The organism is Paraburkholderia polaris (assembly GCF_012927345.1).
Taxonomy (GTDB): Bacteria; Pseudomonadota; Gammaproteobacteria; order Burkholderiales; family Burkholderiaceae; genus Paraburkholderia; species Paraburkholderia polaris.
The window spans coordinates 1-24,670 of record NZ_JABBGJ010000052.1 but is presented as its reverse complement, the minus strand read 5'-3'; the positions used below and the strand labels follow the sequence as shown (position 1 = coordinate 24,670).

The following is a 24,670-nucleotide window of genomic DNA, read 5'->3' as shown; positions in this document are numbered from 1 at the left end:
GATTTCCTTTGAGTTAGCGATGCGATTCATAGGGTAAGGACGCGCCGGACAGCGCACCTTGCGCGTCGGGTTCCTGTTCAGGCGCGATCTGCTCGAGGGACTGTTGGTTAGTCTCGACGCCGAACATGGCGAGCACAATGGCCATTACGACGAGCACGCCCACGATGATAGAGAGCACGTCCTTCACACCGCCGGCCGCATACATCACAACAACGAGCTGCGGCGCGAGAATTCCGGTAATGCGACCCGCGCACCCGGCGATGCCGTTGGCGCGCATGCGGTTTTCAGTCGCGAACAGTTCAGGGATGTAGGTGGCGATTCCGAGTGCGACCATCAGGTACGTCAGTGTGAAAAGCGCGAATCCGAGTAAAGTCGCCATTCCGACGGTCGTCGAATGGCCGTACATCCACCCAACGATCGCCGCAAGTGTTGTGACCACAACCAGGCCGTTTTTGCGGCCAATACGATCAGCCACCAGAACGCCGACGAGCGCGCCCGCCGGGCCACCTAGCGACATCAGCGTGGTGTAGCCGAGCGAAGAAGCGATGTCGAGACCCTGTTTCATCAGGAACGTCGGCACCCAGACAATGAAGCCATAGATGACGATATTCACGCCAATCTGAATCATGATGGACAACAGCGTGCGGCGAATTTGTTTGCGTTTGAAGAGCTCGAGCAGGGTCGTGCGCCGCGTCATCGGTCGCAGCGTTTCCACGAAGGGTGGGAGCGGCTGCTTTTGTGCAGATTCGGCTTCAGCGGAACGCAAGATGGCTTCCGCTTCGTCGTAACGGCCCTTCGATTCAAGCCAGCGTGGTGATTCCGGCATCTTCTTGCGGATTACCCAGACGACCATCGCGCTAACACCGACAATTGCAAACATCGCGCGCCAGCCAATTGACGGAATGATCAAGTAGCCAAGAAAAGTCGAGCAGAAGAGAGCGGAGTTGGTGATGAGCGAAAGATAGGCCGACCACTTGCCGCGCACGGCCGGCGGAATGAACTCGCCAACGGAACCGTAGCCGACAACGATTTCCGCGCCAAGACCGAGTCCCATAAAGAACCGGCACACAATCAGCCACATCATGTTGGGCGCAAGCGCGCCCGCAACGGACGCCAGACCGAAGATGGCAAGGTTGAACTGATACGTGAATTTACGGCCCTTCGCATCTCCCAGAACGCCAGCTGCAAAGGCGCCCAGCAGCATCCCGATGAAGGTGGACGACAGAAACGCTGCGTTCAATTGCATCGTTGACCATCCGCTCCTGGTCAGCGCGCCGAGTACGCCGCCCGCAAGGTAGATGTCGAACGAGTCCAGAAACATACCGGCGCCGATCAACCACAGAATCCGCTTGTGAAAGCCACCAATGGGCAGGCGGTCTAGTCTTGGACCAGCATTTACCGTGCTCAGCATTTCATGTCTCCGATGTCGCTATGCGATTGTTTGCAGTCAGGTGCTACTCAGGCGGAAGCGTGCTCCCTTTCATATCGGTCGAGGACTGTCTTTTCGGCAGCCAGAATGTGACAACGGGTGACGGCCTCGGCCCAGGCAGCGTTGCGTTGCTCCAGGGCCAGGACAATTTCGAAATGCTGACGCGCACTGCGTTCGCGGTCCTCGTCGCTGTAGGTGCCGAAGGTCCACTTGATCAGCGGTGTTTCCTTCATTAACGTCAGTGAGCGATCAAGGCGCGAGTTATCTGCGGCGGCCGTGATAATTGAGTGGAATTCGCTGTTGGCGAAAAACCATGCGTCGCTGGATTTGGGCGTGGACGGCAGACGCGTAATGGCGAGCATATCGTCGGCAAGTCGTTTCAGCTGCGCGACCGCGATTGCGTTGATTTTCAGCGCGGCGCGTCCCGCCAGGTAAGGCTCAATCAGCAACCGGGCCTCGAAGATTTCCCGTGCGTCCTGCAATGCCCATGCCTTCACCCTGACGCCATAGTTTGGGCGTGTCTCGACCCAGCCTTCAGCATCGAGACGTCGCAGCGCCTCGCGCACCGGCGTGCGGCTCACGCCCAGGCTTTTCGCAATCTGTTCTTCTCGCAAGTACTGGCCGGCGCCATGTTCGCCGCTGGAAATCGCACCTTTGATAGCAAGATAAATTGCGTTGCCTGACGGAGCCACCTCACTAGTTGTATGCAATGTTTCCATCATATCCCTCAGTTAGGCTTGTATTCGTGCCTTTGTGAGAAACATTGTATGCAATGTGCCGTTTTTGACACTACGGAATTTCCCTGGGACTGGACTGCGAACGCGTCCTCATGGCGTCGCGCCGGTGCAGTACCCGGAAATAAGGTGCCGCTTTGCCGGATCGACGACTTGCCGCGTCTCTCCATTGAAGGTGTGCTCGGCAAATGGCTGCGACGAGTTTGATGGACCTAATCGGGACCATCGAAGACCTCAGGCCGCAGCGGCGCGTGCGCCAAGCGCGCGGCCGCTTTTCATGCTGCCTGCCTCCAGTCAGAATCTGTGCCGCATGCCTATCGTCACGACGACCTGCCGGTTGCTACTCGACGCCGTTGACAGCCCAAAGATGTCGGCGCCGACATCGAGCCGGTCCTCGTCTATCTGCTGGACTTGCGCCTGCAGATAGACATCGGTGCACTTCAACAATAGATACGACGCTTGCACGCTGATCTGACTCCATTTTGGATCCCGACCGTCCGTGTACGCGAAGGCGCCCGCAACGGGGTAATCGTACGAATCGTGCGAAATCTGACGGTAGTCACTTGCAGAGCCGCTTGCAGCAAGGCTCGGCGGCTCCACGGCTTTCGCGCAATCGGAGGGTACACAAGTCATTGATCGATAACGATTTTTATGATCAACCCGCCATAAATTGCACGAAAGGTACGAATAGTCCCGATTGAACGCGACGAATACCCCCTTCCAAAAAACGAGCGACGCAGGAGACACCGACACGGCAGACCATCCAGATCGCGCTTTGCAACAGGACCTGGCGACCACCGGGTCAGGAGCGGAGGAGGAACGCAGAGCATCCGTTCGCCTCCGCTCGCTGACCGGCGGACTCGAGGGCAACTTGATCGAGTGGTACGATTTTCTCGCTTACAGCATCTTCTCGATCTATTTCGCCAAGTCGTTCTTTCCGAGCGAAAACCCCGCAGTGCAACTGATGAGCACTGCCGCGGTCGCTGCAGTGGGGTACGTCGCACGACCTCTGCAGGGACTCAGCGCTGGGGGTAAATACGGCACCAGCGCCACCTATTTGAGCGAGGTGGCACCGGCTAACCGCCGCGGTTTCTACATGGGTTTCCTGCAGGTCAGCGTCGTTGGCGGACAGTTGCTCGCCCTCGGCCTTATGCTGCTCATGCAACGACTCCTTTTTACGGCGGATCAGATCGAGCGGTGGGGCTGGCGTGTTCCATTCGCCATAGGTGGTCTTCTTGCGCTCTTCGCCATGTACATGAGACGCCATGTCGGAGAGACGCAGGATTTCGAGGAGAGCCGCCGCAAATCGTCACCGCCCGTCGTTCGTCAGCTGATCCAGCATTGGCGCAACATTCTGCTCGCGATCGGCATCACGGTAGATGGAACGGTCGCCGTCTACACGCACACCGTCTACATGCAGAAGTTCCTGGTTAACTCCGCCGGGTTGAGCAAGGAAACCTCGACGCTCGTCACCACCGGCGCGCTGCTTTTGTACCTGCCCCTGCAACCGTTGTTCGGTTTGGCCTCGGACTTGATCGGGCGCCGGCCCGTTCTGATCTTTTTCGGTTTGAGCTGCACGCTGTTCCCGGTTCCGCTTTTCGAGGCCCTCAGCCGCACGAAAAGCACGGTGACAATGTTCATGCTCTGTTTCGCCGGGCTGCTCATGTTGAGCGGTTTCACTTCCATTCACATGCTGGTGAAGACGGAACTTTTTCCGGCGCGGATCAGGGCGCTCGCGGTCGGACTCCCCTACGCGCTGACAACCGCGATCCTCGGCGGCACGACGGAATTTGTCGCGTTGCGGTTCAAGGCGTCCGGCCACGAGTCGTACTTCTTCTGGTACGTCGCAATCTGGGCCGCCATTTCGCTGCTTATCTATCTACGGATGCCTGAAACCCATGTCAGGCGAGCGGCAGTGAGCCCAGCGCGCCTTGCTTCGTAGATTCAATGCGACTGCCGACGCCGCCGCGCGAAAATTCGCCGGCGTGGACGGGTTGACCGTTTCCATCGGGACGCGCCGCGTTCAAAAGGTTGCGATCCAGGTGCGCACCGCCGGACGTGTTCGTTGCGCGGCAACGGGACGACGCGCAGGGCTGCAACAGCATTCACGCCGAGACGCCGGCCTTGCCCTTTCTCTTCGGACCGGCGCCATGGCCCGAAGCGGAACGCTCCTTGGATGCTGCGCCTCGTTGCGCTGCGCCGGTTTGTCCACCACGCCCGGCTTCCATCACGTCCTCAAGGTAGCGCTGTACCACACGCTGGAACTCCAGCATCGCCGCGTGATGGTCGACCACGCTCGCATCGTGGCTCAGCGTCACGGCTGCCTTCATAAGATGCTGGACGACCACGGCCCGGAACAAAGCTTCTTCCACAGACAGTCGCGGCGCGAGGGCGGCCACCACGGATGCGATTCCTTTGCGCAATCTTTCGCGTACGCCGGTGGCGCCGGGCAGCTCGACATCATGCGCGTCGGTCAGCACCACGAAAGCGGGATGCGTCGTGCGAAACGCCACAAACAACGTCGTCAGCCGGGCCGCAACGCCCGATACGTCAAGCAATGGCACCTCCTCGCTCAGCCGATCGAACGCTGCTTCAAGCTCGGTCACGTATTGCTCGATCACCGTCCCTGCGACGTGCTCTTTCGTCGGAAAGAACTGGTACAGCGAACCGATCGACGCCCCCGCCCGCGCGGCGATCGCTGTCATCGTCGTTGCTTCGTACCCTTTTTCGGCGAATTCCGCGCTTGCGGCTTCCAGCAACGACGCCACCCGCGCATGTCCGCGGGCGCGGCGCGGTGCTTTCGCCTCGCCCGTATTCAGTGTTGACTTTTGTGAGGCCATCCTCATATACTATTTGTGAGCATACCCTCACAATACACCAGCGGCTCGCCGCTTTCAATGGAAGACCTTCATGTTGCAGAAACTAGACCCCAAGACTACCGCTCTCGTTCTGATCGATCTTCAGCAGGGCATTCTCGGATTCGGGAAAGCACCCCGCGCCGGCGAAGCCGTGCTGGCTACCGCGGCAACGCTCGCCAAGCGCTTTCGGGAAGTCAATGCGCCGGTAGTCCTTGTCCGGGTGGGCTGGAGCGCCGACTTCGGCGATGCATTGAAGCAGCCCGTCGATCAGCCCATAGCGCTTCCGTCAAGCGGACTGCCCTCGAACTGGTGGGACTTCCCCGCCGAACTGGCGGTGGAGGAGCGTGACATCAAGATCACGAAACGCCAATGGAGCGCTTTTTACGGCACCGAGCTCGACCTGCAATTGCGGCGTCGCGGCGTCGAGACCATTGTGCTCGGCGGGATTTCGACGAACATCGGCGTCGAGTCGACGGCCCGCGCCGCCCACGAGCACGGATACTCGCTGGTGCTCGTCGAGGACGCAATGAGCTGCGGCGCGCCCGAGCACCACCATGCGTCGCTGAATTTCGTGTTCCCGAGGCTCGGTCTCGTGCGGCAATCCGGTGACGTGCTCGAGGCGCTCGCAGGCTGATGCCGCCCGATGGACAAGCACACCTTGGCCGGAGAGCGACGATGATCAGCGGACGTCACATTGGAGCTTCGTCGCTCTTGCGCCGCGTCGAAACCGTGTTCGACGGGCGGGCGTTCGGTCGCGCCATGTTTGCGCTCGTCCCGCTGCTCCCGCTTGCACTCGTATCAGGCAGATTCGAGTGGCTCACTGCTGCAATCGTGCCGGTCGCGATGCTCATTGCACTCGACCACTCGCAGCTTGCGCCGCTCGGCGTCTTCGCGCACGCTTTGGCGATCAGTGCGGGCTTCGTGATCCTGATGGCGTCGCTCGCGCACCCGCTGCTCTTTGTTGTAGCCACAGTCCTGCTGGGCATGGGATCCGTGCTGGTGACCGCGGGCGGCAGTGCCTTGCGCTCGCTCGGCAACTTCACGTTCATTCCCTCGCTGTATCTTGCCTGCGAAAGTGGGGAGGGGGTCACGCGGCAGGCGCTTATAACCCGGAGCGTTGAGATTCTGCCGTTCCTGTTGATAGCGGCGATGCCGATCCTGCTCTTTGCGTCAGTCGAGCACTTCCGCTCGCGTGAAACCAGCCAGCCGATTCTTGCGCATTTCGCGAAGTGGACTCGTCTATCCCCAAGCAGCGAGCGCAACAACTATATCGAGCTGGTGATTACCGTCGCGCTTGCGGTCGCTTGCGCTGCCGCACTTGTCGAATGGCGACACGTTGATAATGGTCAGTGGATGATCTGGTCGGCCGCCAGCGTTGTTACCGGAAATGCGGCAAGCGCCCGGCAGAAGTTTCGCAACCGGCTGACCGGGGCTGTTATCGGCGTCTCCTTCGGGGTGGCCGTTGGGTTGATGATTCCTCATGCGTTGTTTATGCGTGTGCTCGTTGTGTTCGCCGCAATGCTGACGCTCATCTGCATTCGTCCATACACGCTCGCATTCGGCATCCGGTGCGCCTGTGCGGCAATCGCATTTGTATTAGTGGGAAAACCGTGGATTTTTGGAGGCGAGCGTCTGCTGAACGTGGCAGTCGGGAGTGCCATTGGGCTGCTGTGTGCGCTCACGGCATCCGCCATTGCGGCGCACATGAAAGACACGCGCCGCGCGACCTATGACTCCCCCAGACCCCGGCAAGACTGAGCGGGAACGCGCAGTCGCCTTTGACGAAGGGCGCACGAGGGTGCGGGCAGATTCGGTCTTTTGGACATTTGTATCGGCGAATTTCGCTGGGTGTCGAGGAGCGGCATGTCAAGAGTACTTACGATAGAGGACGATGAAATTGCCGCTAACGATATCGCGGCGGAGTTGCGGAAACGGGGTTTCAAAATTGGACACGATTGTTGATCAGGGGGCGGAGTACTCGACGAAGTCTGCGCCTCTTGTTGACGGTGCGCTATTTAGTATAGCTAACGTAGCCTGAACTAGAACCGCTTTGCGTCGTTCCCAATCGAACTTCTACTGAAGGAGAGTCAGATTATGACGATGAACAGACGTAGTTTCTCGGCTGCCCTGATAGCCGGAGCCGCCGCCACGCTCGTTTCTACTCGCGGCATGGCGGTAACTCAAGCGCCGACGAAAGTGCGGAACGTCGTCCTTGTGCACGGGTTGTTCGCCGATGGGTCGTCCTGGTCAGAAGTGATCCCTCGATTGCAAGCAGCGGGACTCAATACCACGTCTGTCCAGAACCCTCTGACGACGTTGCCTGACGCGGTAGCTTCGGCCCAACGCGTGCTGGCGCGCCAGGACGGTCCGACCGTATTGGTCGGGCATTCCTTCTCCGGGATGATCGTGACGGAGGCTGGTGTGCACCCGAACGTTTCTGCACTTGTTTATGTTGCAGCTCGGGCACCTGACGCGGGCGAGGATTACACGGAGCTGGCCAAGAAATTTTCTGCGCCACCGGCGTCTGCGGGGATTGTTTTCGACGGCGATGAAGGTCGTCTGAGCGAGGCCGCGTTCCTTCGCGATTTCGCGGGCGATCTACCGGAAGCGAAGGCGAAGGTCCTCTATGCAGTGCAAGAGCCGTTTCACAAGGAGTTGCTAACCGGCAAGACCACGCAGGCTGCCTGGCGGTCAAAGCCGAGTTTTTACGCTATTTCGACGGAAGACAGGACAATTAACCCCGACCTCGAACGTTTCATGGCGAAGCGCATGGGCGCTACGACCATCGAGGTAAAAGCAAGCCATCTCTCGTTGATCTCTCATCCCGACGAAATCGCCCAGCTAATCCTGAAAGCCGCGGGGCAGGTTAGTTAAATAAGCCAGAAGGCTCTGGCTCGTCGCAAGATTGCATTGTCTCAACCGTCACTTGCAGCGTGCAGGGGGTGACGTGCCATCGCGGGGCTGTTTCAATGGCGCGGCTTCCCAATTGGTCAAGTGAGGGAGAAGTGACTGCGACGTCGCCGCAGAAATGGCTGTCCGGCGCGATAAGCATATTGCCGAACTTTAGCAGGACGCAGCGCCATGGGCCGATACGCATCGATAAATGCCAAGGCGGGCTGTGGTGCAAATTACGGGCGCGAGCGAAAAGCGGCGTATTCACCATTGCATCAGCAGGGGGTGACGTGCCATCGCGGGGCTGTTTCAATGGCGCGGCTTCCCAATTGGTCAAGTGAGGGAGAAGTGACTGCGACGTCGCCGCAGAAATGGCTGTCCGGCGCGATAAGCATATTGCCGAACTTTAGCAGGACGCAGCGCCATGGGCCGATACGCATCGATAAATGCCAAGGCGGGCTGTGGTGCAAATTACGGGCGCGAGCGAAAAGCGGCGTATTCACCATTGCATCATCGTGCTGAAAGGACTGCCTTCCAAACAGCGGGCGCAGTGGTATCTTTGAGGCGCAACCGTGCGAGGTTGACCTGACCTTTCCGAATGCGATGCATCAACTCGACGCCCGATATCGTAATGGCGGCACTCCTGAAGCGTTTGAAACCGAGCATTGCATTGACCCTGGACTTGATGTTGCGATGATCCTGCTCGATCAGGTTGTTCAAATACTTCGACGACCGCAACGTCGTGTCCGCGGACAGAAACTGATCCGCCTTCATTTCGCGCACCGCGCGGTGAGACGCAGCGTAACCGTCTAGCGTGATTGTCTTCGGAGCGATCCCTTGACTCCTGATCGCCTTCGCGAAGAAAGCCTTGGCCGCAGCGACATCGCGCCTGGCGCTGAGCCGGAAGTCGACCGTCTTTCCTGCGCGGTCAACTGCACGGTAAAGATAGACCCATTGCCACGGACTTTCACATACGTCTCGTCGACTCTCCATGAACGACCAGCGGATTTCGCAAACCGATCCCAGCGCTTGCAGAACTCCGGCGCGAAGCGTTTGACCCAACGCATGATCGTAGTGTGCGCCAGCGACAGGCCGCGCTCGGCCATTATTTCAACGAGGTCTCGAAAGCTGAGCTTGTAACGCAGATACCAATGCACACACAGGACGATGACTTCGCGGTCGAAGTGGCGGCCGTTGAACAGCCGGTCGATGTCTATCAGCTTACTCATTGCCTGCTCGCGCTCGCTGGTTACGTGCGGCACATGTGCTATCGAAGTGCGCTCTGACCTCTTGCGCCACTTCGCCGGGCAACGCCGGCATTTCCGCGCCGCTCAATCGCCCTCGAGGTCTCTTACCGTTTCAAGCAGGTCGCAGAGGCGATCGCTGATTTCGATACTCAAATTCCGCATCAGTTTCGCGTCAAGGCCGGGCATCGTGGTGCGCAGATGTTCGAGCGTGTCCTGCGATAGCTCCAGCAAGACAGCGGGCGTATCGGCGACAAGCTTTAACAGGCGCTGCCGCTCCAACATCAACGGTATTTCGCCGAGCGTCATGCCCGCCCGGTAACTGGCCGTGCGCAACACCTTCCCGTCTTTCTCCCAGAGAACGCTGAGCCGCCCTCGCGTCAGCAGTAACAGGCCGCCACGCGGGTCCTCGCGTCCGAGCACGACACCGCCGGCGGCAAATGATCTGCGCGTCGCCAGACTCATCAGCAGCGCTCGCTCGTCATCACTCATGTCCTGAGTCAACGGAAAGGCGGCAAGATCGATTTCCTCGTCGCATTCCTGGGCCGCCAACTTGTCGAGCAGTTCGTCTTCAGCTTGCGATAGCGCGGCGTCCGTGCTATCGAATACGCGCAACTCCGCTTCCGGCTTCGTCAGTCCCCATTCCTCCAGAAACTTCCGGCGCAGTCCCCCGGCGAGAAGCGGTGCAAGAAACAGACGCCGCCCGGACCTGACCAGCAGTTCATCGAGGCGCTTTAACATCAATACGCCGCTACTGTCGAAATGGCTGATGCGCCTCAAGTCGAGCAACACCCAATCGCTACCGGATAACTCATCTCCGACCACTCGCTCCACTCGCTCCACTCTCTCCGCCGAGCCGAAAAAGAGCGGGCCATCAAGTTCGACGATAGCAATCCGGCGACCGTGCTGGGCAAGCGCCTCAAGCGCCGCGCCCGATCTTTCCGTTCTGGAGCGAAGCTGCGTTGCGTGTTGTATGCGGCGAATCATTTGCGCATTCGAGCGATAGATGAATGCGATCAACGCAGCGGCGAAACCCACACCGAGCGCAATCAGTACGCTGGTGAAGACGACTAACGCGGTCACGACGAACACCAGCGCCAGGTTAAGGAAAATCTCCCAGCGGGTGGAAGAATGGCCGGCATAACCCACGCCGAGCAGCAGTTGATGCGTCCACTTGTCCATCGCCTCCGCGCTGGTCACGATCACGACACCGGCCATGACCGAGAGCGGAATCTGGCCGACTAGCCGGTTCAACCTATATGACAGCGCCAGAAGCGTGCACGCATAGGCGAGGTTGGCAAGTTGCGTACGGCCGCCGCTCGTATGGACGATTCGTGTAATGTTCGGCGATCCGCCACTGGGCGCGCCGCCAAACAACGCCGCCACGATGTTTGAAGCGCCCTGCACGACCAGTTCGCGATTGCTGTTGTGGCGAGCCCCGAAGAGTTGTTCGGTGCTCGAGATGCTCAGCAGGGATTGTATTGACGACACCAGTGCGATCGTGATGCCGGTTGCCAGTATCACGGCGGCATGATTGCGAAAATCAGCGGAGGTGACGAAGTTCAGGATGTCGGTCGTGCGCAAGATCAGCGGAATGCCCGGCGGCAGCGCTCCAATCGTGGCACCCAGATCCTCTTGCGGAACAAGACGCAAGCACAGCATCTGGAGTGCCGTTCCGCCAAAGAGACCGATCAATGCCGCTGGAACAGGCCCGCTTCTCTTCTTCGCCAGGATCACCAGTCCGCCCGACCCGAGGGCAAATCCCACAGCCCACCAGTTGACCGGCACCGTGCCGTTCAAGGCCCGCAGTAGCTCTTGCGGCCCATCGATCGCCAGGGCTCGTGGCAGTTGATTCAGGATGATCTGGATCGCAAACCCATTGATGAAGCCCGCGAGCACCGGATATGGAACGAACTTGACGAGCAAACCGAGGCGCGACGCACCCAGAAACGACTGAACAACGCCAGAAACCAGCAGTGCGGTGGACGCTACAACCACGAGCCCGGCGCCCCCGCTGCCGCTTCCGGAGCCGAACGACGGGTCCGCCGCCACGCTCGCAATCAGGCCAGACAGAATGGCGGCATGCGTCGTTTTCGGTGAATTCATGTGCAACGGCGTCCCGCCCAACAGCGCCGCGACGATGGCGGCCGCCACGGCCGCGACAAAGGCAGCGGATATGCCCGCCGTCACCCATGCAGCACCCATGCTTTCATACAGCACAGCGCCGCAACTAAGGATGATAGGAACGACGGTCAACGCACCAGCAAGGGCGCCGGCAGCGTCGCGGGCTATCGATCGGAGACGAGCTGATTTCATATTCGCCGACTCTCCTCGCCCATTGAAGTCGTTTTCCGCATTTTCGAACGGCCGGTCTCTGCACGCACAGCAGTGGCATGAAGAACAAAATAGGCGCAACGGGGGTCCGGTGCCAAGGTGGAACCGACGTTCGAATGTCTGTTACGCCGAGCGAGCGAACGGCCGAAACTGGTCCATCCCGTGTCGAACCGCCAAAGGAGTCATGCGCCAGCGGCACAGGGCCGCAACGTGGAAACCAGGTGCCAAAAATTCGGCGATGTACACGTCGAAGCTCTGCTCAAGAAATTCCGATATGCATGGAATAGGCATTTATCGCTTCGCATGTGCCGGAAGAATCGGCGACTGCTGTGCGTCACCACGGGCTCAGGCCCCCACTTCCCGCACCAGCGGCTCGCCCGCCAGCGCCTTGACGGGCTTGACCACCGTCCACAGCACCGTAGCGCCAATCAGATCGCCGAAGCCGAGGGCGATAAAGAACGGCGTGTAGCCGATCTTGCTCACAAGGCCGCCGATCACCAGCGTGAAGGCAAGATTGCCGATTCCCGCAACGCAGCCGGCCAGCCCGGTGACCGTCCCCACTTCACGACGCGCAAACAGGTCCGCGGACATCGAGATCACTGTAATCGACAGCGTCTGGTGGGCAAATCCGCCAAGGCAAAGCAGGAAGATCGCCATCGCCGGACTCTGAACTAATCCCACCCCGGCCATGCCAATCATCAGGAGCGCGGCCAGCGTGAACACCATGCGCTTGCCGTCGACGATCGGCGTGCCGAAGCGGCGCTTGAGCCAGGCCGACAGCGAACCGCCCATCAGGCAGCCGATGTCGGCGGTCACGAACGGCAGCCAGGCGGTCATCGCGATCGTCTTCAGATCGAAGCCGCGCGCCTGATAGAGATACAGCGGCATCCAGTAGACCAGCGTGCCCCACACCGGGTCCGCGAAAAAACGCGGAAGCGCGATGCCCCAGAAATTGCGCTCTTTGAGAATCTCGCGCAGCGACGGCTTTTTGCCCTCGTTCGAACGCAGCGTGCTCTCCTGCCCGGCGGCGATGTACGCAGCCTCCTCGCTCGACAACGCCGGGTGCCGGTCCGGATGACGGTAGAGAACAAGCCACAGCACGGCCCAGCACAGGCCAAGCGCACCGGCGATCATGAACGCCACTTGCCAGCTGTAGTGAAGGATCGACCACGCGATCAACGGCGGTGCGAGTATCGCGCCAGTCGACGTCCCCAGGTTGAACACACCCGCCGCGATCCCTCGCTCCTGCGCGGGGAACCAGTAAGCCGCCGCACGCATTCCGCCGGGAATGAACGCCGCCTCGACAAGACCAAGCACGCCTCGCAGCACGAACAGCCCAACCCAGCCCGCCACGAAACCATGCGCCATGCAAACCAGCGACCAGGCGACGCCGCAGATCAGGAAGCCCGCCCGCAAGCCGATGCGATCCATCAGATAGCCGGTGAGCGGCGCCCCGATTGGGTACATGACTAGAAAGGCGCCCGTTATCCACCCATATTCATGGGTGCTGATATGCAGATGCTGCATGACCGTGGGCGCCGCAATGCTCAATGAACTGCGCGCGAGGTAGTTCGTGATCGTGCCTAGCGTCAGCAGGCCGATCATCCACCACCGGAGTCCTTTCACTTTTATCGTCATGGTGCCGCCTCGTCTCCAGAATAGTGTCTTGTTCGAGCAGCACAAGGCGCCGCCCGACTTTGTCTGCGTTCGTCGCCACTACCTTGCCGCTGAAATTGAATTGAGTTTGCATAACCTGAAGAATGGGTCCCGGCCTCTGGCGAGACATCGATTTGGAAAACGTTTTCCAAAAATAATGAGACGAATTCTTCGAGTCGATCGTTTTCCTAATCTGCGCGTGTCAGTGAAAACCCGGAAGCGCTTGCTATGCGCCGCAGACTCCCACCGCGGTGGCAGGCGGCATGCCCGGTGTCGAACCAAGGCGAACGATAGCGACTTATGTTCGGCACCAAGTTATTGTATTTGCCAGACAATTTCCGTTTTAACGGGTGTCAGCCAGTAACCGACGTGCATCAGCCACACGATTCCGAGCGCCAACAAGCATCAACTATTTACTGCCGATCGATTTTCAACTAGCATTGGAAAACGTTATCCTAAACCAGATGAAAAAGACCTCCCCCACGATCCGCGATGTTGCAGCCGCCGCCGGCGTTTCCGTCGCTACCGTCTCGAAGTACATGAACGGGCTCGCGGGCAAAAACGACACCGAATACTCGCTACTCGAACCACGCCTTGTGGTGCGGGAGTCCACCATGCGCCGTCCCGGCGCGCCCCACTTCGACGGCACGCCCCAAGAGCGCGCCGCCCCACGCAGAGAAGGAACCACCCGATGAAGATCGCCGCCGTCCGTGTCACCCCTATCGCCATCAGCGATCCGCCGTTGCTCAATGCGAGCGGCGTCCACGAGCCCTATGCGCTGCGCTCCATCATTGAGGTGGAGACGGACAACGGGCTGGTCGGGCTGGGAGAAACGTACGGCGACAAGCCGGTGCTCGACAGACTCATCCGCGTGAAGGACGCGCTGGTCGGACTGAGTCCGTTCGATCTCAACGGTCTGTGGCAGCGCGTGCTGGCCACCGGCCAATCCAGCACGCAAGGCATCGAGCTGGACGTCGCGCCCGGCTCGCAAGCCAGCAGTGCGCATCACAAGCTCTTTAGCGGGTTCGAAGTCGCGCTGCTCGACGTGCAGGCACGCTCGCTCGGCGTGCCGGTGCACGAACTGCTCGGCGGCGCCGTGCGCAGACAGGTGCCTTTTGCCGCCTACCTGTTCTTCAAGTATTCCAGCGACATCGATCCCTCCTACCGGCGTGACCCGTGGGGCGAAGTGCTCGACGCCGAGCAACTCGTCGGGCAGGCTCGCACGATGATCGAGCGTTACGGCTTCGAGAGCATCAAGCTCAAAGCCGGTGCGCTCGATCCGGACCATGAAGTCGACTGCCTGAAAGCGCTCAAGCGCGCCTTCCCCAATCATCCGCTGCGTATCGATCCGAATGCGAACTGGTCACTCGATACGGCGATCCGCATGGCGCAACGCCTGCAAGGCGACCTCGAATACTACGAAGATCCCACGCCCGGGCTCGAAGGCATGGCCGCATTGCACAAGGCCACCGGACTGCCGCTCGCCACCAACATGGTCGTCACCGACATGGACGAATTCCGCCGCAATGTGGCGCTGAACGGCGTGCAGATCGTTCTGTCGGATCATCATTACTGGGGTGGGCTGCGTGCCACCCAGGTGCTCGCAACGATGTGCGACACGTTCGGGCTCGGCCTGTCGATGCACTCGAACTCGCACCTCGGTATCAGCCTGATGGCGATGTCGCATCTCGCCGCCGCCGTGCCGAATCTGACCTACGCCTGCGACACGCACTATCCGTGGCAGGACGACGAGGTCATCAAGGGCGGCAAGATTGCCATCGAGAACGGCTGCGTGTCCGTGACCGACGCACCGGGGCTCGGCGTCGAGCTCGATCGCGATGCGCTCGGTGCGCTGCACGAGCAATATCTGCGTTGCGGCATCACGAATCGCGACGACGTCTCGCAGATGCGCAAATTCCGCACCGACTGGACGCGTGTGAAGCCACGCTTTTGACCCGCACGTTTGTGACGCGCACGCTTCTGCCCCCCGCGCCTTAGACCCGCACGCCTCTGACCCAGGCGCCTCTGTCCCGTATCCATTCGACGCGCAGGCGGACGAGGTCCACGGACAACTCACCATGACGAATCGAACACTCGCATGACACTCGTATCGCCGGACGCGAGCCGCGCCGAAAAAACGGCTCGCGCACCTCTCAAACTCGTATCGGGCGACCTCCAGTTGCTGCTTCATCCCGAGCTCGGCGCGCGCGTCGGCCGTCTGCTGAGGCGGCAGCCGGACGGCAGGACATTCGACTACCTCGTGCCGCTCGACACGACGCACTTCGATTCCGCGCTTTGGCCGCGCGCCGGGTGCTTTCCGATGCTGCCTTTCACCAACCGGTTCTCCGGGAATGCATTCGCGTGGCGCGGACGTCAGGTTCGCGTGGCGCATCACCTCGACGCCGGCTTCCTGCACGGTTGGGGATTGCGGCGGGCGTGGTCGGTTGAGGAATCGACTGCCGCGCATTGCGCGTTGTCGCTGGAAGTCGAGGCAAACGAGGCGTGGCCCTGGGACTACGAAGCGCGGCTCGATGTCAGTCTCGACCCAGACCGGGCCGATTTCACGCTCAGCTTGATCAATCGCACACGGGAATCGATGCCGGCCGGCCTCGGTTTTCATCCTCATTTTCCGCTGCACGGCGGCGTCAGGGCATGCGTCGACGCCACCGCGCGCTGGCAAGCAAGCGGCAGCAGCGGCGGACTGCCGACCGTTCGCGACATCCCCCTCGAGCCGATCCGTCTGGATCTGTGCAGCGGCGGCCTGCCCGGCGCGACGCCGACATGGTTCTGCGAGACATCGCGTTGCGAGGCGCAACTCAGCTACCCGGGTTCAGGACGCAGCACCAGGGTATCGAGTCACGACGCCCGCTATCTCGTCGTTCACTCGCCGCCGGCAGGCAGTTACATTTGCCTGGAGCCGAGCAGCCACCTGGCTGGGCAGATGGACCCTGCCATCGACATCGCGCAACCGGATCAGCCGGTCACGCTGTCGATGCGTATCGATACGGCATAGCCGCGCCCCTCTGCCGGGCAACAATGCTGCCACCGTGTCGCCAGAGCGCCGTCAGCCAGCCACCATCTTTCGTCACCCGCCCGTCTCTTTGCCCCACTTCTGCGCGGCGGACGTGAAGAGCTGGTTAATCTCGTTGCCGCTGGCGGCTTCTTTCGTGTAGTTGAAAGTGCCGTGATCGCGCATCTCGTGCGCCGCGCGGAGAAACGCGCCCAACGCCGCGCGCGCCAGCGAACCGCCCACGCTGACACGCCGCACGCCCAGCGAGCGCAGGTCGTCGAAACTGAGCAGGACGCCCTGCAGCCCCATCAGCACATTGACTGGCCGCTCGAGCGCGCCGACCACGGCGGCGATCTCTTCGCGCGTCTTCAGGCCGGGCGCGTAAAGCACATCCGCTCCGGCCTCCTGATAAGCCTGCAGACGCCGGATCGTATCGTCGAGATCGGGGCGGCCTACCAGATAGTTCTCGGCGCGCGCCGTCAGCGTGAACGGAAACGGCAGCGTGCGCGCCGCAACGACCGCCGCGCGCACGCGCTCCACGGCAGCTTCGAACGGGTAGATCGGTTCGTCCGCGCGGCCGGTCGCATCCTCGATCGATCCACCGACCACGCCCGCAGCCGCGGCCTGCATGATCGTCTCGGCGCAGTCTTCCGGGGCATCGCCGAACCCATTTTCGAGGTCGGCACTGACCGGCAAATCGGTCGCCCCCACGATTTCGGCGAGGTGCACCATCATCTGCTCGCGGCCAATGGCGTTATCCGGCAGGCCGCGCGAAAACGCATAGCCTGCGCTGCTGGTGGCGAGCGCCTTGAAACCAGCCAGCGCGAGCAGCCGTGCGGTGCCGATGTCCCATGGATTCGGGATGATGAACGCCTCGCCCGCTGCGTGATATGACTGGAATTGCCGTGCTTTTTCGGTTTGCGTTGTCATTGACGGTCCCATCGAAGACGGCGACCGGCGTTTCGCGCCCACGCGCTGCCGGTTCGTCGTCATGTTCGTTAAATAACCAATGAGGGAAACGAACGGAAAGCGGCAGCCGGCGGCCGGGCTACCCCTGCCAGCCGGCCCTGCATGAGTCTGCAGTGCACAAACCGCGCGCTCAGGTTTCGAGTTTCGCGTCCAGCGTGATGGTGGCGTTCAGTACCTTGGAAACCGGGCAGCCCGCCTTGGCGTCCGCGGTGGCCTTCTCGAACGCGGCTTTGTCGCCGCCTGGGATTTTCACGGCCACATCGAGATGCACCGCAGTAATCGAAAAACCGCCACCGTCCTTGTCGAGCGAGACGGTTGCCGTGGTGCCGATACGTTCAGGCGTAATGCCGGCTTTGCCCAGTTCCGCCGACAACGCCATCGAGAAACAACCCGCGTGCGCGGCCGCAATCAGCTCTTCCGGATTCGTGCCGATGCCGTCCGCGAAGCGAGTGGCAAACGAGTATTGCGTGTCCTTGAGGACGCCACTGTCGGTGGAAATCGAGCCCTTGCCGTCTTGCAGGCCGCCTTGCCAGACTGCTGATGCCTTGCGCTTCATCGCTCTCTCCTTTTTGTGCCTTACTTCGCGCCGCCCTCAACCCTACGTGATGCCGCCCGCAACGGTCCAGCCCGGATTTTCGTGGTGTCGGCATCGGTCGCAAGTACCCCGAGGGGATTTCCTTCAGGGCATGCCGCGCGGCGCGAGAGGCGCGGGCGTGGACCGAACTTCATCATAGGCGCTTCCGTGTGCCAGTGTCGTGACGATGCCGGCATAGGGTTCACCGATGCCGCGGCGCAAACCGTGCCGGGTGCGGCACGGTCGGCGTAGCCGGCGAATGGCAGGTGACACAGCAGTAGAAGGCGCGGCGCCGCTGCGGCGAAGATCGCGGCGGCGGCGCTTTTCAGTGGAACGGTTGGCAGGGCCTTTGTAAAAAGTGCCGGTCCGGAGCGAAACCGGCGATCCCGCCGTTACTCGGCGAACGGCAAGCTCTCCTGCCCGACCGCCCGCATGCCAAACACGTTCAGCGTCATCGCCACCAGCGCGTAGTAACCGAGCAGACCCACCAGATTGATCACCACCTGCTGGCCGAAGCGCTCAACCGCCTTTGCATAGGTCGCATCCGACACGCGCTTCGTGTCATACAGTTCGCTGGCAAAGTCGTGAATCAACGCGTCATCGGCGTCCGCGAAGGACGGGCGATGCCCCCGACGGATCGCCTCCGCATCCGCTTCAGCCACACCGGCTTCCAGGGCGATCGGATAGTGGATATGCCACTCGGCCTGCGCCTGCCAGCGCGCCGCGGTCACCAGAATCGCCAGCTCCGACAAGCGCAGCGGCAAGCCGGTGCGATAGCGGCAGAACGCGCCGAGCCGCTGCGCCTGCTGCGCCAGCTCCGGACTATGAATCCAGCCCAGAAACGGCCCGTTCAGATTGCCGCGCGGGCCTGACAGGATCTCGTCGAGCACGGCCTTCTGTTCGGGCGTGGCATCGGACAATTCGAAGTGAGGCAAACGCTCGGTCATTGCAAAATCCAGCAGAAATAGAAAGGGTGTCAGATGGCGGCCAGTGCGCCGTCGATCGCATCGGTCAGACGGTTGACGATCTCGTCGATGTCGCGCGCGGTGCAGATAAACGGCGGCGCCAGCAGCACATGATCGCCGCTCTTGCCGTCGACTGTGCCGCCCATCGGGTACACCATCAACCCACGCGCGAACGCTTCGCGCCGGATCGCCGCGTGCAGTTTCAGCTTCGCGTCGAACGGCGCCTTGGTGGCGCGGTCCTGCACCAGTTCGACGCCGACAAAGAGGCCTCGCCCGCGAACGTCGCCGATATGCGGATGCTGCGCATAGTGCTCGCGCAACTGGCCACGCAACTGCTCGCCGCGCGCCTGCACGTTCGGCAGCAGATGGTCGTCGGCAATCACGCGTTGTACTTCGAGCGCCGCGGCGCAGGCGGTCGCGTGGCCGATATAGGTATGCCCGTGCTGAAAGAAACCCGAGCCGCCGACGATCGCCTGGTAAATCCGGTCGCTCACCAGCGTCGCGCCGATCGGCTGATAGCCGGCGCCGAGCCCCTTGGCGATGGTCAGCAGGTCCGGCGCGATGCCGTCTTCCTCGCACGCGTACAGGTAGCCGGTGCGACCCATGCCCGACATGATTTCGTCGAGGATCAGCAGTACGCCGTAGCGATCGCACACTGCGCGGATCTTGCGGAAATACTCGCGCACCGGCGGCACGGCGCCGGCCGTTGCGCCCACCACCGTTTCTGCAACGAATGCGGCCACCGTGTCAGCGCCGAGTTCAAGAATCTTCTGTTCGAGTTCGTCCGCGAGACGCTGCGCGAACTGATCTTCGGTTTCGTCGGCGCGCTGCTCGCGATACGCGTAACACGGGCTCACGTGATGCGCTTCGATCAGGATCGGCAGAAACGGCTCGCGCCGCCACGCATTGCCGCCGATCGCGAGCGCCCCCAGCGTGTTGCCGTGATAGCTCTGGCGCCGCGCGATGAAGTGACGGCGCTGCAACTCGCCCTTCTCGACGACATACTGCCGCGCCAGTTTCAACGCCGCTTCGATCGCTTCCGAGCCGCCCGACACGAAGTACACGTGCTCGAGCCCTTGCGGTGCGCTCGCCACCAGACGGTCCGCGAGTTCTTCTGCGACCTGGGTCGTGAAAAACGACGTGTGCGCGTACGGCAATTGCTGCGCCTGACGCTTGATCGCGTCGATCACACGCTGATTGCTATGGCCAAGGCACGAGACGGCTGCGCCGCCCGAGGCATCGATATAGCGCTTGCCGGTTGAATCGATGATTTCGATGCCGTCGCCGGCGACAGCCACCGGCAGTAACTGCTTCGGCGAGCGATGGAATACGGTGGACATGGCTTTCCTTTCCTTTCGCTGCGCGCTTGCTTCGACGCCTTGACTCGCACCTATTCAACAACCGCTACGCATTTATACTTCTAAACAACATTTGTTGTCAAACGGGATGGCGATGAAGCAAACGAAGTGACTCTGCTCCACGGCAGATTTCTGCATGGCTCAGACAATGAACATCAAGGCACGTACGCGCCCTTGTCATGCAGCAATTGCTCGGCAATGCCGAGTTGCTCGACAGCGCCCGCCCCTTCCAACGCGAGCAGATGCGCGACCAGCGATTCAGAAATCGCCGTGGCTGCCACCAGCGAAGGAAAGAATGACGGGCTTTCGTGCGAAAAGATCAGCACCTTGTCGGCGTTCAACGCAATTGGCGAGACCGCGCTGTCCGTGATTGCGATCAGCTTGCTGCCCTTTTCCAACGCGGCTTCGGCCACGCGCGCCGCTTCGACAGAATACGGCGCGAAACTGATGACGATGGTGGCGCTGTCACGATCGATCGTGCGCAGTTGCATCTCGAGCGTGCCAGCTTCGCCGTTGAGCAGCGACACAGACGGGCGGAACAGCCGGTAGCCGTAGACCAGGCCGAACGCCACCGCATAACAGGAGCGAAAGCCTGCGACATGCACATGCGGCGCGCGCCGCAACAGACGCGCCGCTTCCACGATCACGCGGCCGTTATGCGCGGCCGTGACGTCGAGATTGTGTTGTTGCGCGACCAGCAGGTCGTTGGCCAGTGCATCTTTCGATTTGACGAGCGAACGGGCGCGGCTGGTGAGCGGCTCGGGCCGCGTGCGCACGCGCGCGACGAACAGGTTGCGCAATTCGTTCCAGCCAGGAAAACCCAATTGTTGCGACAGGCGTACTAGCGAGGCCGGTTGCACCTGCGCCCGCTCGGCCACTTTGCGCATCGACGAGACCGCGACTTCGTCGGGATGATCGAGCAGAAACCCGGCTCCCATCTGGAACTGCGGACTCAGTTCGGAGAAGCGCGCCCGGATCAGGGCGGCGAGCTGGTCAAAACTGTCTGGCATGCGATATACCGGGCGAACGGCCAATAAGGATGACAACAAATGTTACCACCCGGTGCATCGCATCCAACAGAACTTCGGGCGTGCGCTTCATGCCTCACGAAGGCGCGTATCTACAGAAGCGCGATCACCCGCACGTCGCCCTGCTCGGCCGACGCGACCACCTTGTCGCCGATCCGCCGGAACGTGATCGACACCGACGAATCGCCCACCTTCAGATCGCCGACTTCGAGCCAGTCGATACCCTCGGGCAGCATGGGTTGTTCGATGACGACTTCGCGCCGGGTCGCATCGATCGTGATGCCCAGACACGCTTCGAGCATCATGAACGGCGAGCCCGCCGCCCAGGCTTGCGGCAGACAGGCGACCGGATAGGCGGTAGGCGGCTCGCCCCGCCGCCGCGGGAATCCGCAGAACAGCTCGGGCAGACGCATGTCGAAATTGACCGCCGCCTGGAACAGCGCCTGCAACAACCGCACGGCCGCCGCCTTGCCACCGTAACGCGACAGACCGCGCGCGCAGAGCGCGTTGTCATGCGGCCAGACCGAACCGTTGTGATACGCCATCGGGTTGAAGCGCGCCTGGCTCGCGGCCAGCGTGCGCACGCCCCAACCGGTGTGGAACAGCGTGGAGTCGAGCGCGCGCACCACCGCCTCGCCACGCTCGCGCGCGGGCAAACCGAACGCCAGCAAGTGGCCCGCATTCGACGCCATCACGCGGCACAGTTCGCCGTGGCCGTCGAGCGCGATGCCGTAGAAGCCGGACTCTTCCATCCAGTACTTTTCTTCGACGCACTGACGGATTTTCTTCGCGCGCTCGCTGTATTGCCTAGCCTGATCGTGCAGGCCGCGCAGTTTTGCAAAGTGCGCCATCGTGTCGAAGGCGGCACTCGCATACGCCTGCACTTCGACGAGTGCGATCGGGCCGTCGGGGAAGCGGCCGTCGGCGTGGAAGACCGAATCGTGGCTGTCCTTCCAGCCTTGATTCGCGAGACCGCCATCGGACTCGCGTTGATAGTCCAGCAAACCCCAACGGTTCTTGTCGCAGACACCTGAGACCCACTGCGCCGCGCGCTCCAGCGCCGGCCACAACTCGTCGATCAGCGCGAAATCAGCCGTGCGTTCCGCATAGGCACCGGCCAACACGATGAACAGCGGCGTAGTGTCGACGCCGCCGTAGTACAGCGCGAACGGCACTTCGCCGGTGGCGGCCATTTCGCCCTTGCGCATCTCGTGCATGATCTTGCCGGGCGCGGCATCGCGAAACGGCGAATTCTCGCGCGCCTGATGTTCGGCGAGAAAGCGCAGCACGCCAGCGGCCAGATTCGGTTGCAGCCACAGCGTTTGCAGCGACGTGATGACCGCATCGCGCCCGAACGGCGTTGAGAACCACGGGATGCCCGCGTAGGGATAGGGACCCGTGGCGAGATCGGTGGTCAGCAGACCCAGATCGGCAAGCGAACGGTCGATCCACGCGTTAAAGAGCGGATTGCTCGAACGCACGCGCGCGGTGACGCGGCGCCGTTCACGCATCACCAGGTGGGCGTCGACCAGTGCGGCGCGCACTGCAGCGCGGCCGACGCGCGGACGCTCCGCATCGATTTGCGACAGATGGGCTTCGCTCACCGCATGCGTGGGTTGTGACACACCCGCAGCCGGCTTGTTGGGTTGCGCGATCACTTGCACCGAGACAGACAGATAGATCGACACGCACGCTTGCGCCGGCAGCTTGACGGTGTAGTCCGCGCGATCGGCGAAGAGCTTGTCCGGTTCTGGCGAGAAGGCGATCTGCACATTGCGCGCCACGTCATCGAGACCGATATAGCCGAGCAGCACCTCACGGTTCTCGACGCGCGCCGGCTCGACACGACCCTGTTTATCGCGCTTGAGGCCGCGTACTTCGAACATGTCGCGGAAGTCGCTGGCAAAGGAGATGGACAGCGGCACGACCGCGTCGCTCGTGCCGTAGTTGGTGAGTTCGATGGCTTCGTTGAGCACGGTGCCCGAGAGCACGCGCACACGTTCGACGTGGATCACGCCTTCCGGCGTGCTGTCACCGCCGAGCGGCGGCAGGGGGCGGTTGGTCAGATGCGCGGTGAACGACGTGTTGTCGCTGCTGACGCTGCCCGACAGCAACGAGGGCGCGCGGCCGCCGAAGGTGAGGCGCAGTTGCGAGAGGACGCGGGTGTCGTTGACGAACAGGCCGTCGTCGTGGCCGGTGATATCGCCGAGGGGGTCGTTGACGATGAAGGTGTCGCCAGACTTCAGCACGTGCTGGGTGGCGCTCGCGACGTTGAGGTTTTCCGTCGGGATGAATGCGCCGTCCGGCTCGGGTTCGCGGTGGTCGATTCCGCCCGAGTGGGACAGGCCGCCGAGGGCTTCTGGCTGCTGCATCAGGGTCGCTCCTATGGTGTTCGCTTTCGCGTTGACTTTCAGTTTCGGTTGCTGCTGGGCGCTGCCCGGTCGTTTCCGATTGTAGAGGGTCTGTCCGCGTCAGACGAACTTATCACGTGGGAGTTTCGGTTTTTTGGTTTGGCATGGGATATGCGGGTGGTTTGGGTTTTTGTTTCCCTGCGCGGGTTTGTTTGTCTGTTTGCCTGCGGCGTCGGGCTTTCCTTGGTTTTTTTGCCTGCGCGGCGCTTAATGTCTGTTTGCTTGCGGCGTTGGCCTTTCCTTGAATTGTTATTGGTTTATTAGCGTCGCCCCTGTGCGGGGCAGGCACTTACTTCTCTTTGCCGCCGCAAAGAGAAGTAAGCAAGAGAAAGCGGCTCAAACCGCTAATGCTAAGTGGGCACCGTTGCCTGGAAGCGGTAGTGGCTCCGTGGAAGCCGGGCCCCCAGAAGTTCCACCCGGAGTGACTAGGGGCTCATCAGCTCCCACTCCGCACTGCGTGCGTCGCGGATGGGTATGCATGGGAAACCAGAGGCTTCGTTTTGCGCCGTGAGGGCCATCGGCTTCGCCTCGGCGACGCGACGCGACGCATGTCGGAGTATTGCGGGGTTTTGGAAACATCTTGCCCGGCTCGTCGCTTACCGTCACGTCGTGCTAGCGCTTGAAACCGCGAGTTCTCGACTCAAACAAAACGCCGGAGCATTGCAGAAATATTGGCGACGCGACACCGAAACACCGCGCCAAGTGAAACGCAAACGCAGAACCCAGTGGCTGGTTTTGTGATGTACTCTTCGGCGCGCGCAGCGCCGCCGGAAGTATGACGCCTTTGTCACCCACGCCGAATGCGCGAGAACACAGATTCCAGATGCACCACTGCCTCCTGCAAGCCACGGGCCCCGCTTAGCAGGATTGGTTTGAGCCGCTTTCTTTTGCCTACTTTTCTTTGCGGCAGGCGTAACTATTCAGCGCTTGTAAACTGCAGCCAGGCTGTGCATAGTGAAGGACATGACGAAGATGCCTGATTTCAAAGACCTCACACACGAACAGAAGGACGCGCTCATCGTTGATCTCGTGAAGCGTCTGAACGCGCTCGAAGCGAAACTCGAGAAGAACAGTCGTAACTCCAGCAAGCCGCCCTCAAGCGATGGGCCCGGGCGCAAGCCGAAGTCGTTGCGCGGCACGAGCGGGGCAAAGCCTGGCGCGCAGCCGGGGCATAAGGGCAAGACGCTCAAGCGGGTGGTGCAACCCGA

20 protein-coding genes and 1 pseudogene are annotated in these 24,670 nt (G+C 61.4%); 8 read left to right on the top strand and 13 right to left on the bottom strand.

The window, feature by feature from the left end:
* Positions 1-13: 13 nt before the first annotated feature.
* From HHL24_RS36415 to HHL24_RS36405, 3 genes are all read right to left on the bottom strand, one after another.
* Positions 14-1,411 (bottom strand): MFS transporter, encoded by a 1,398-nt coding sequence (locus HHL24_RS36415; RefSeq protein ID WP_169490113.1) that lies wholly within the window; start codon positions 1,409-1,411, stop codon positions 14-16.
* A gap of 47 nt (positions 1,412-1,458) precedes the next feature.
* Entirely contained in the window at positions 1,459-2,151 is a 693-nt protein-coding gene (locus HHL24_RS36410) for a GntR family transcriptional regulator (protein WP_169490112.1), read from the bottom strand.
* A gap of 306 nt (positions 2,152-2,457) precedes the next feature.
* Entirely contained in the window at positions 2,458-2,796 is a 339-nt protein-coding gene (locus tag HHL24_RS36405) for a porin family protein (protein ID WP_169490111.1), read from the bottom strand.
* Between the two features lie 154 nt (positions 2,797-2,950).
* Here HHL24_RS36405 and HHL24_RS36400 point away from each other — a divergent pair, with 154 nt between their 5' ends.
* Positions 2,951-4,105, top strand: a complete 1,155-nt coding sequence (locus HHL24_RS36400; protein WP_169490145.1) for an MFS transporter — start codon at positions 2,951-2,953, stop codon at positions 4,103-4,105.
* A gap of 163 nt (positions 4,106-4,268) precedes the next feature.
* Here the strand turns inward: HHL24_RS36400 and HHL24_RS36395 are convergent, their stop codons facing one another.
* A complete protein-coding gene (locus HHL24_RS36395; RefSeq protein WP_206003178.1) occupies positions 4,269-5,003 on the bottom strand; it encodes a TetR/AcrR family transcriptional regulator in 735 nt (244 codons plus the stop codon).
* A 70-nt stretch (positions 5,004-5,073) separates the two neighbouring features.
* Here HHL24_RS36395 and HHL24_RS36390 point away from each other — a divergent pair, with 70 nt between their 5' ends.
* From HHL24_RS36390 to HHL24_RS36380, 3 genes are all read left to right on the top strand, one after another.
* On the top strand, positions 5,074-5,655 hold the full coding sequence (locus tag HHL24_RS36390) for a hydrolase (protein WP_169490109.1): 582 nt from the start codon (positions 5,074-5,076) through the stop codon (positions 5,653-5,655).
* Positions 5,656-5,852: 197 nt separating this feature from the next.
* Complete coding sequence (locus HHL24_RS44305; protein WP_169490108.1) at positions 5,853-6,779, top strand: FUSC family protein; 927 nt, start codon at positions 5,853-5,855, stop codon at positions 6,777-6,779.
* Between the two features lie 336 nt (positions 6,780-7,115).
* A complete protein-coding gene (locus tag HHL24_RS36380; RefSeq protein ID WP_169490107.1) occupies positions 7,116-7,895 on the top strand; it encodes an alpha/beta fold hydrolase in 780 nt (259 codons plus the stop codon).
* A 528-nt stretch (positions 7,896-8,423) separates the two neighbouring features.
* Here HHL24_RS36380 and HHL24_RS36375 read toward each other — a convergent pair.
* The 3 genes from HHL24_RS36375 to HHL24_RS36365 all read right to left on the bottom strand — a co-directional run bounded on the left by HHL24_RS36375 (position 8,424) and on the right by HHL24_RS36365 (position 13,129).
* A protein-coding gene (locus tag HHL24_RS36375; RefSeq protein ID WP_407947548.1) for an IS6 family transposase occupies positions 8,424-9,142 on the bottom strand; the annotation gives its coding sequence in 2 pieces (ribosomal slippage) (positions 8,424-8,869 and positions 8,869-9,142; 720 coding nt in all).
* A 102-nt stretch (positions 9,143-9,244) separates the two neighbouring features.
* The gene (locus tag HHL24_RS36370; RefSeq protein WP_169490106.1) at positions 9,245-11,362 is read right to left on the bottom strand and encodes a SulP family inorganic anion transporter; all 2,118 of its coding nucleotides are present in this window, start codon (positions 11,360-11,362) and stop codon (positions 9,245-9,247) included.
* Between the two features lie 474 nt (positions 11,363-11,836).
* Positions 11,837-13,129: an MFS transporter gene (locus HHL24_RS36365; RefSeq protein ID WP_169490105.1), complete on the bottom strand. Its 1,293-nt coding sequence runs from the start codon at positions 13,127-13,129 to the stop codon at positions 11,837-11,839.
* A 482-nt stretch (positions 13,130-13,611) separates the two neighbouring features.
* On the opposite strand from HHL24_RS36365, the pseudogene HHL24_RS36360 reads away from it, so the two are divergent.
* The 3 genes and pseudogenes from HHL24_RS36360 to HHL24_RS36350 form a co-directional block, all read left to right on the top strand.
* Positions 13,612-13,695: pseudogene (locus tag HHL24_RS36360) on the top strand (LacI family DNA-binding transcriptional regulator); the annotation flags it as partial.
* Between the two features lie 143 nt (positions 13,696-13,838).
* The gene (locus HHL24_RS36355; RefSeq protein WP_169490104.1) at positions 13,839-15,101 is read left to right on the top strand and encodes a glucarate dehydratase family protein; all 1,263 of its coding nucleotides are present in this window, start codon (positions 13,839-13,841) and stop codon (positions 15,099-15,101) included.
* A gap of 144 nt (positions 15,102-15,245) precedes the next feature.
* The gene (locus HHL24_RS36350) at positions 15,246-16,160 is read left to right on the top strand and encodes an aldose epimerase family protein (protein WP_169490103.1); all 915 of its coding nucleotides are present in this window, start codon (positions 15,246-15,248) and stop codon (positions 16,158-16,160) included.
* Between the two features lie 72 nt (positions 16,161-16,232).
* Here the strand turns inward: HHL24_RS36350 and HHL24_RS36345 are convergent, their stop codons facing one another.
* The 6 genes from HHL24_RS36345 to HHL24_RS36320 form a co-directional block, all read right to left on the bottom strand.
* Complete coding sequence (locus HHL24_RS36345; protein WP_169490102.1) at positions 16,233-17,087, bottom strand: isocitrate lyase/PEP mutase family protein; 855 nt, start codon at positions 17,085-17,087, stop codon at positions 16,233-16,235.
* A 169-nt stretch (positions 17,088-17,256) separates the two neighbouring features.
* Positions 17,257-17,682 carry an OsmC family protein gene (locus HHL24_RS36340; protein WP_169490101.1) on the bottom strand — a complete coding sequence of 142 codons (426 nt, stop codon included), beginning with the start codon at positions 17,680-17,682 and terminating at the stop codon, positions 17,257-17,259.
* Between the two features lie 410 nt (positions 17,683-18,092).
* Positions 18,093-18,647 carry a carboxymuconolactone decarboxylase family protein gene (locus tag HHL24_RS36335; protein ID WP_169490100.1) on the bottom strand — a complete coding sequence of 185 codons (555 nt, stop codon included), beginning with the start codon at positions 18,645-18,647 and terminating at the stop codon, positions 18,093-18,095.
* Positions 18,648-18,676: 29 nt separating this feature from the next.
* Complete coding sequence (locus tag HHL24_RS36330; protein ID WP_169490099.1) at positions 18,677-20,005, bottom strand: aspartate aminotransferase family protein; 1,329 nt, start codon at positions 20,003-20,005, stop codon at positions 18,677-18,679.
* A 173-nt stretch (positions 20,006-20,178) separates the two neighbouring features.
* Positions 20,179-21,033 carry a MurR/RpiR family transcriptional regulator gene (locus HHL24_RS36325; protein ID WP_169490098.1) on the bottom strand — a complete coding sequence of 285 codons (855 nt, stop codon included), beginning with the start codon at positions 21,031-21,033 and terminating at the stop codon, positions 20,179-20,181.
* A 110-nt stretch (positions 21,034-21,143) separates the two neighbouring features.
* The gene (locus tag HHL24_RS36320) at positions 21,144-23,423 is read right to left on the bottom strand and encodes an amylo-alpha-1,6-glucosidase (protein ID WP_169490097.1); all 2,280 of its coding nucleotides are present in this window, start codon (positions 23,421-23,423) and stop codon (positions 21,144-21,146) included.
* Positions 23,424-24,434: 1,011 nt separating this feature from the next.
* Here HHL24_RS36320 and HHL24_RS36315 point away from each other — a divergent pair.
* Positions 24,435-24,670 (top strand): DUF6444 domain-containing protein (locus HHL24_RS36315; RefSeq protein WP_230417722.1); only part of this gene is annotated, 236 nt, incomplete at its 3' end.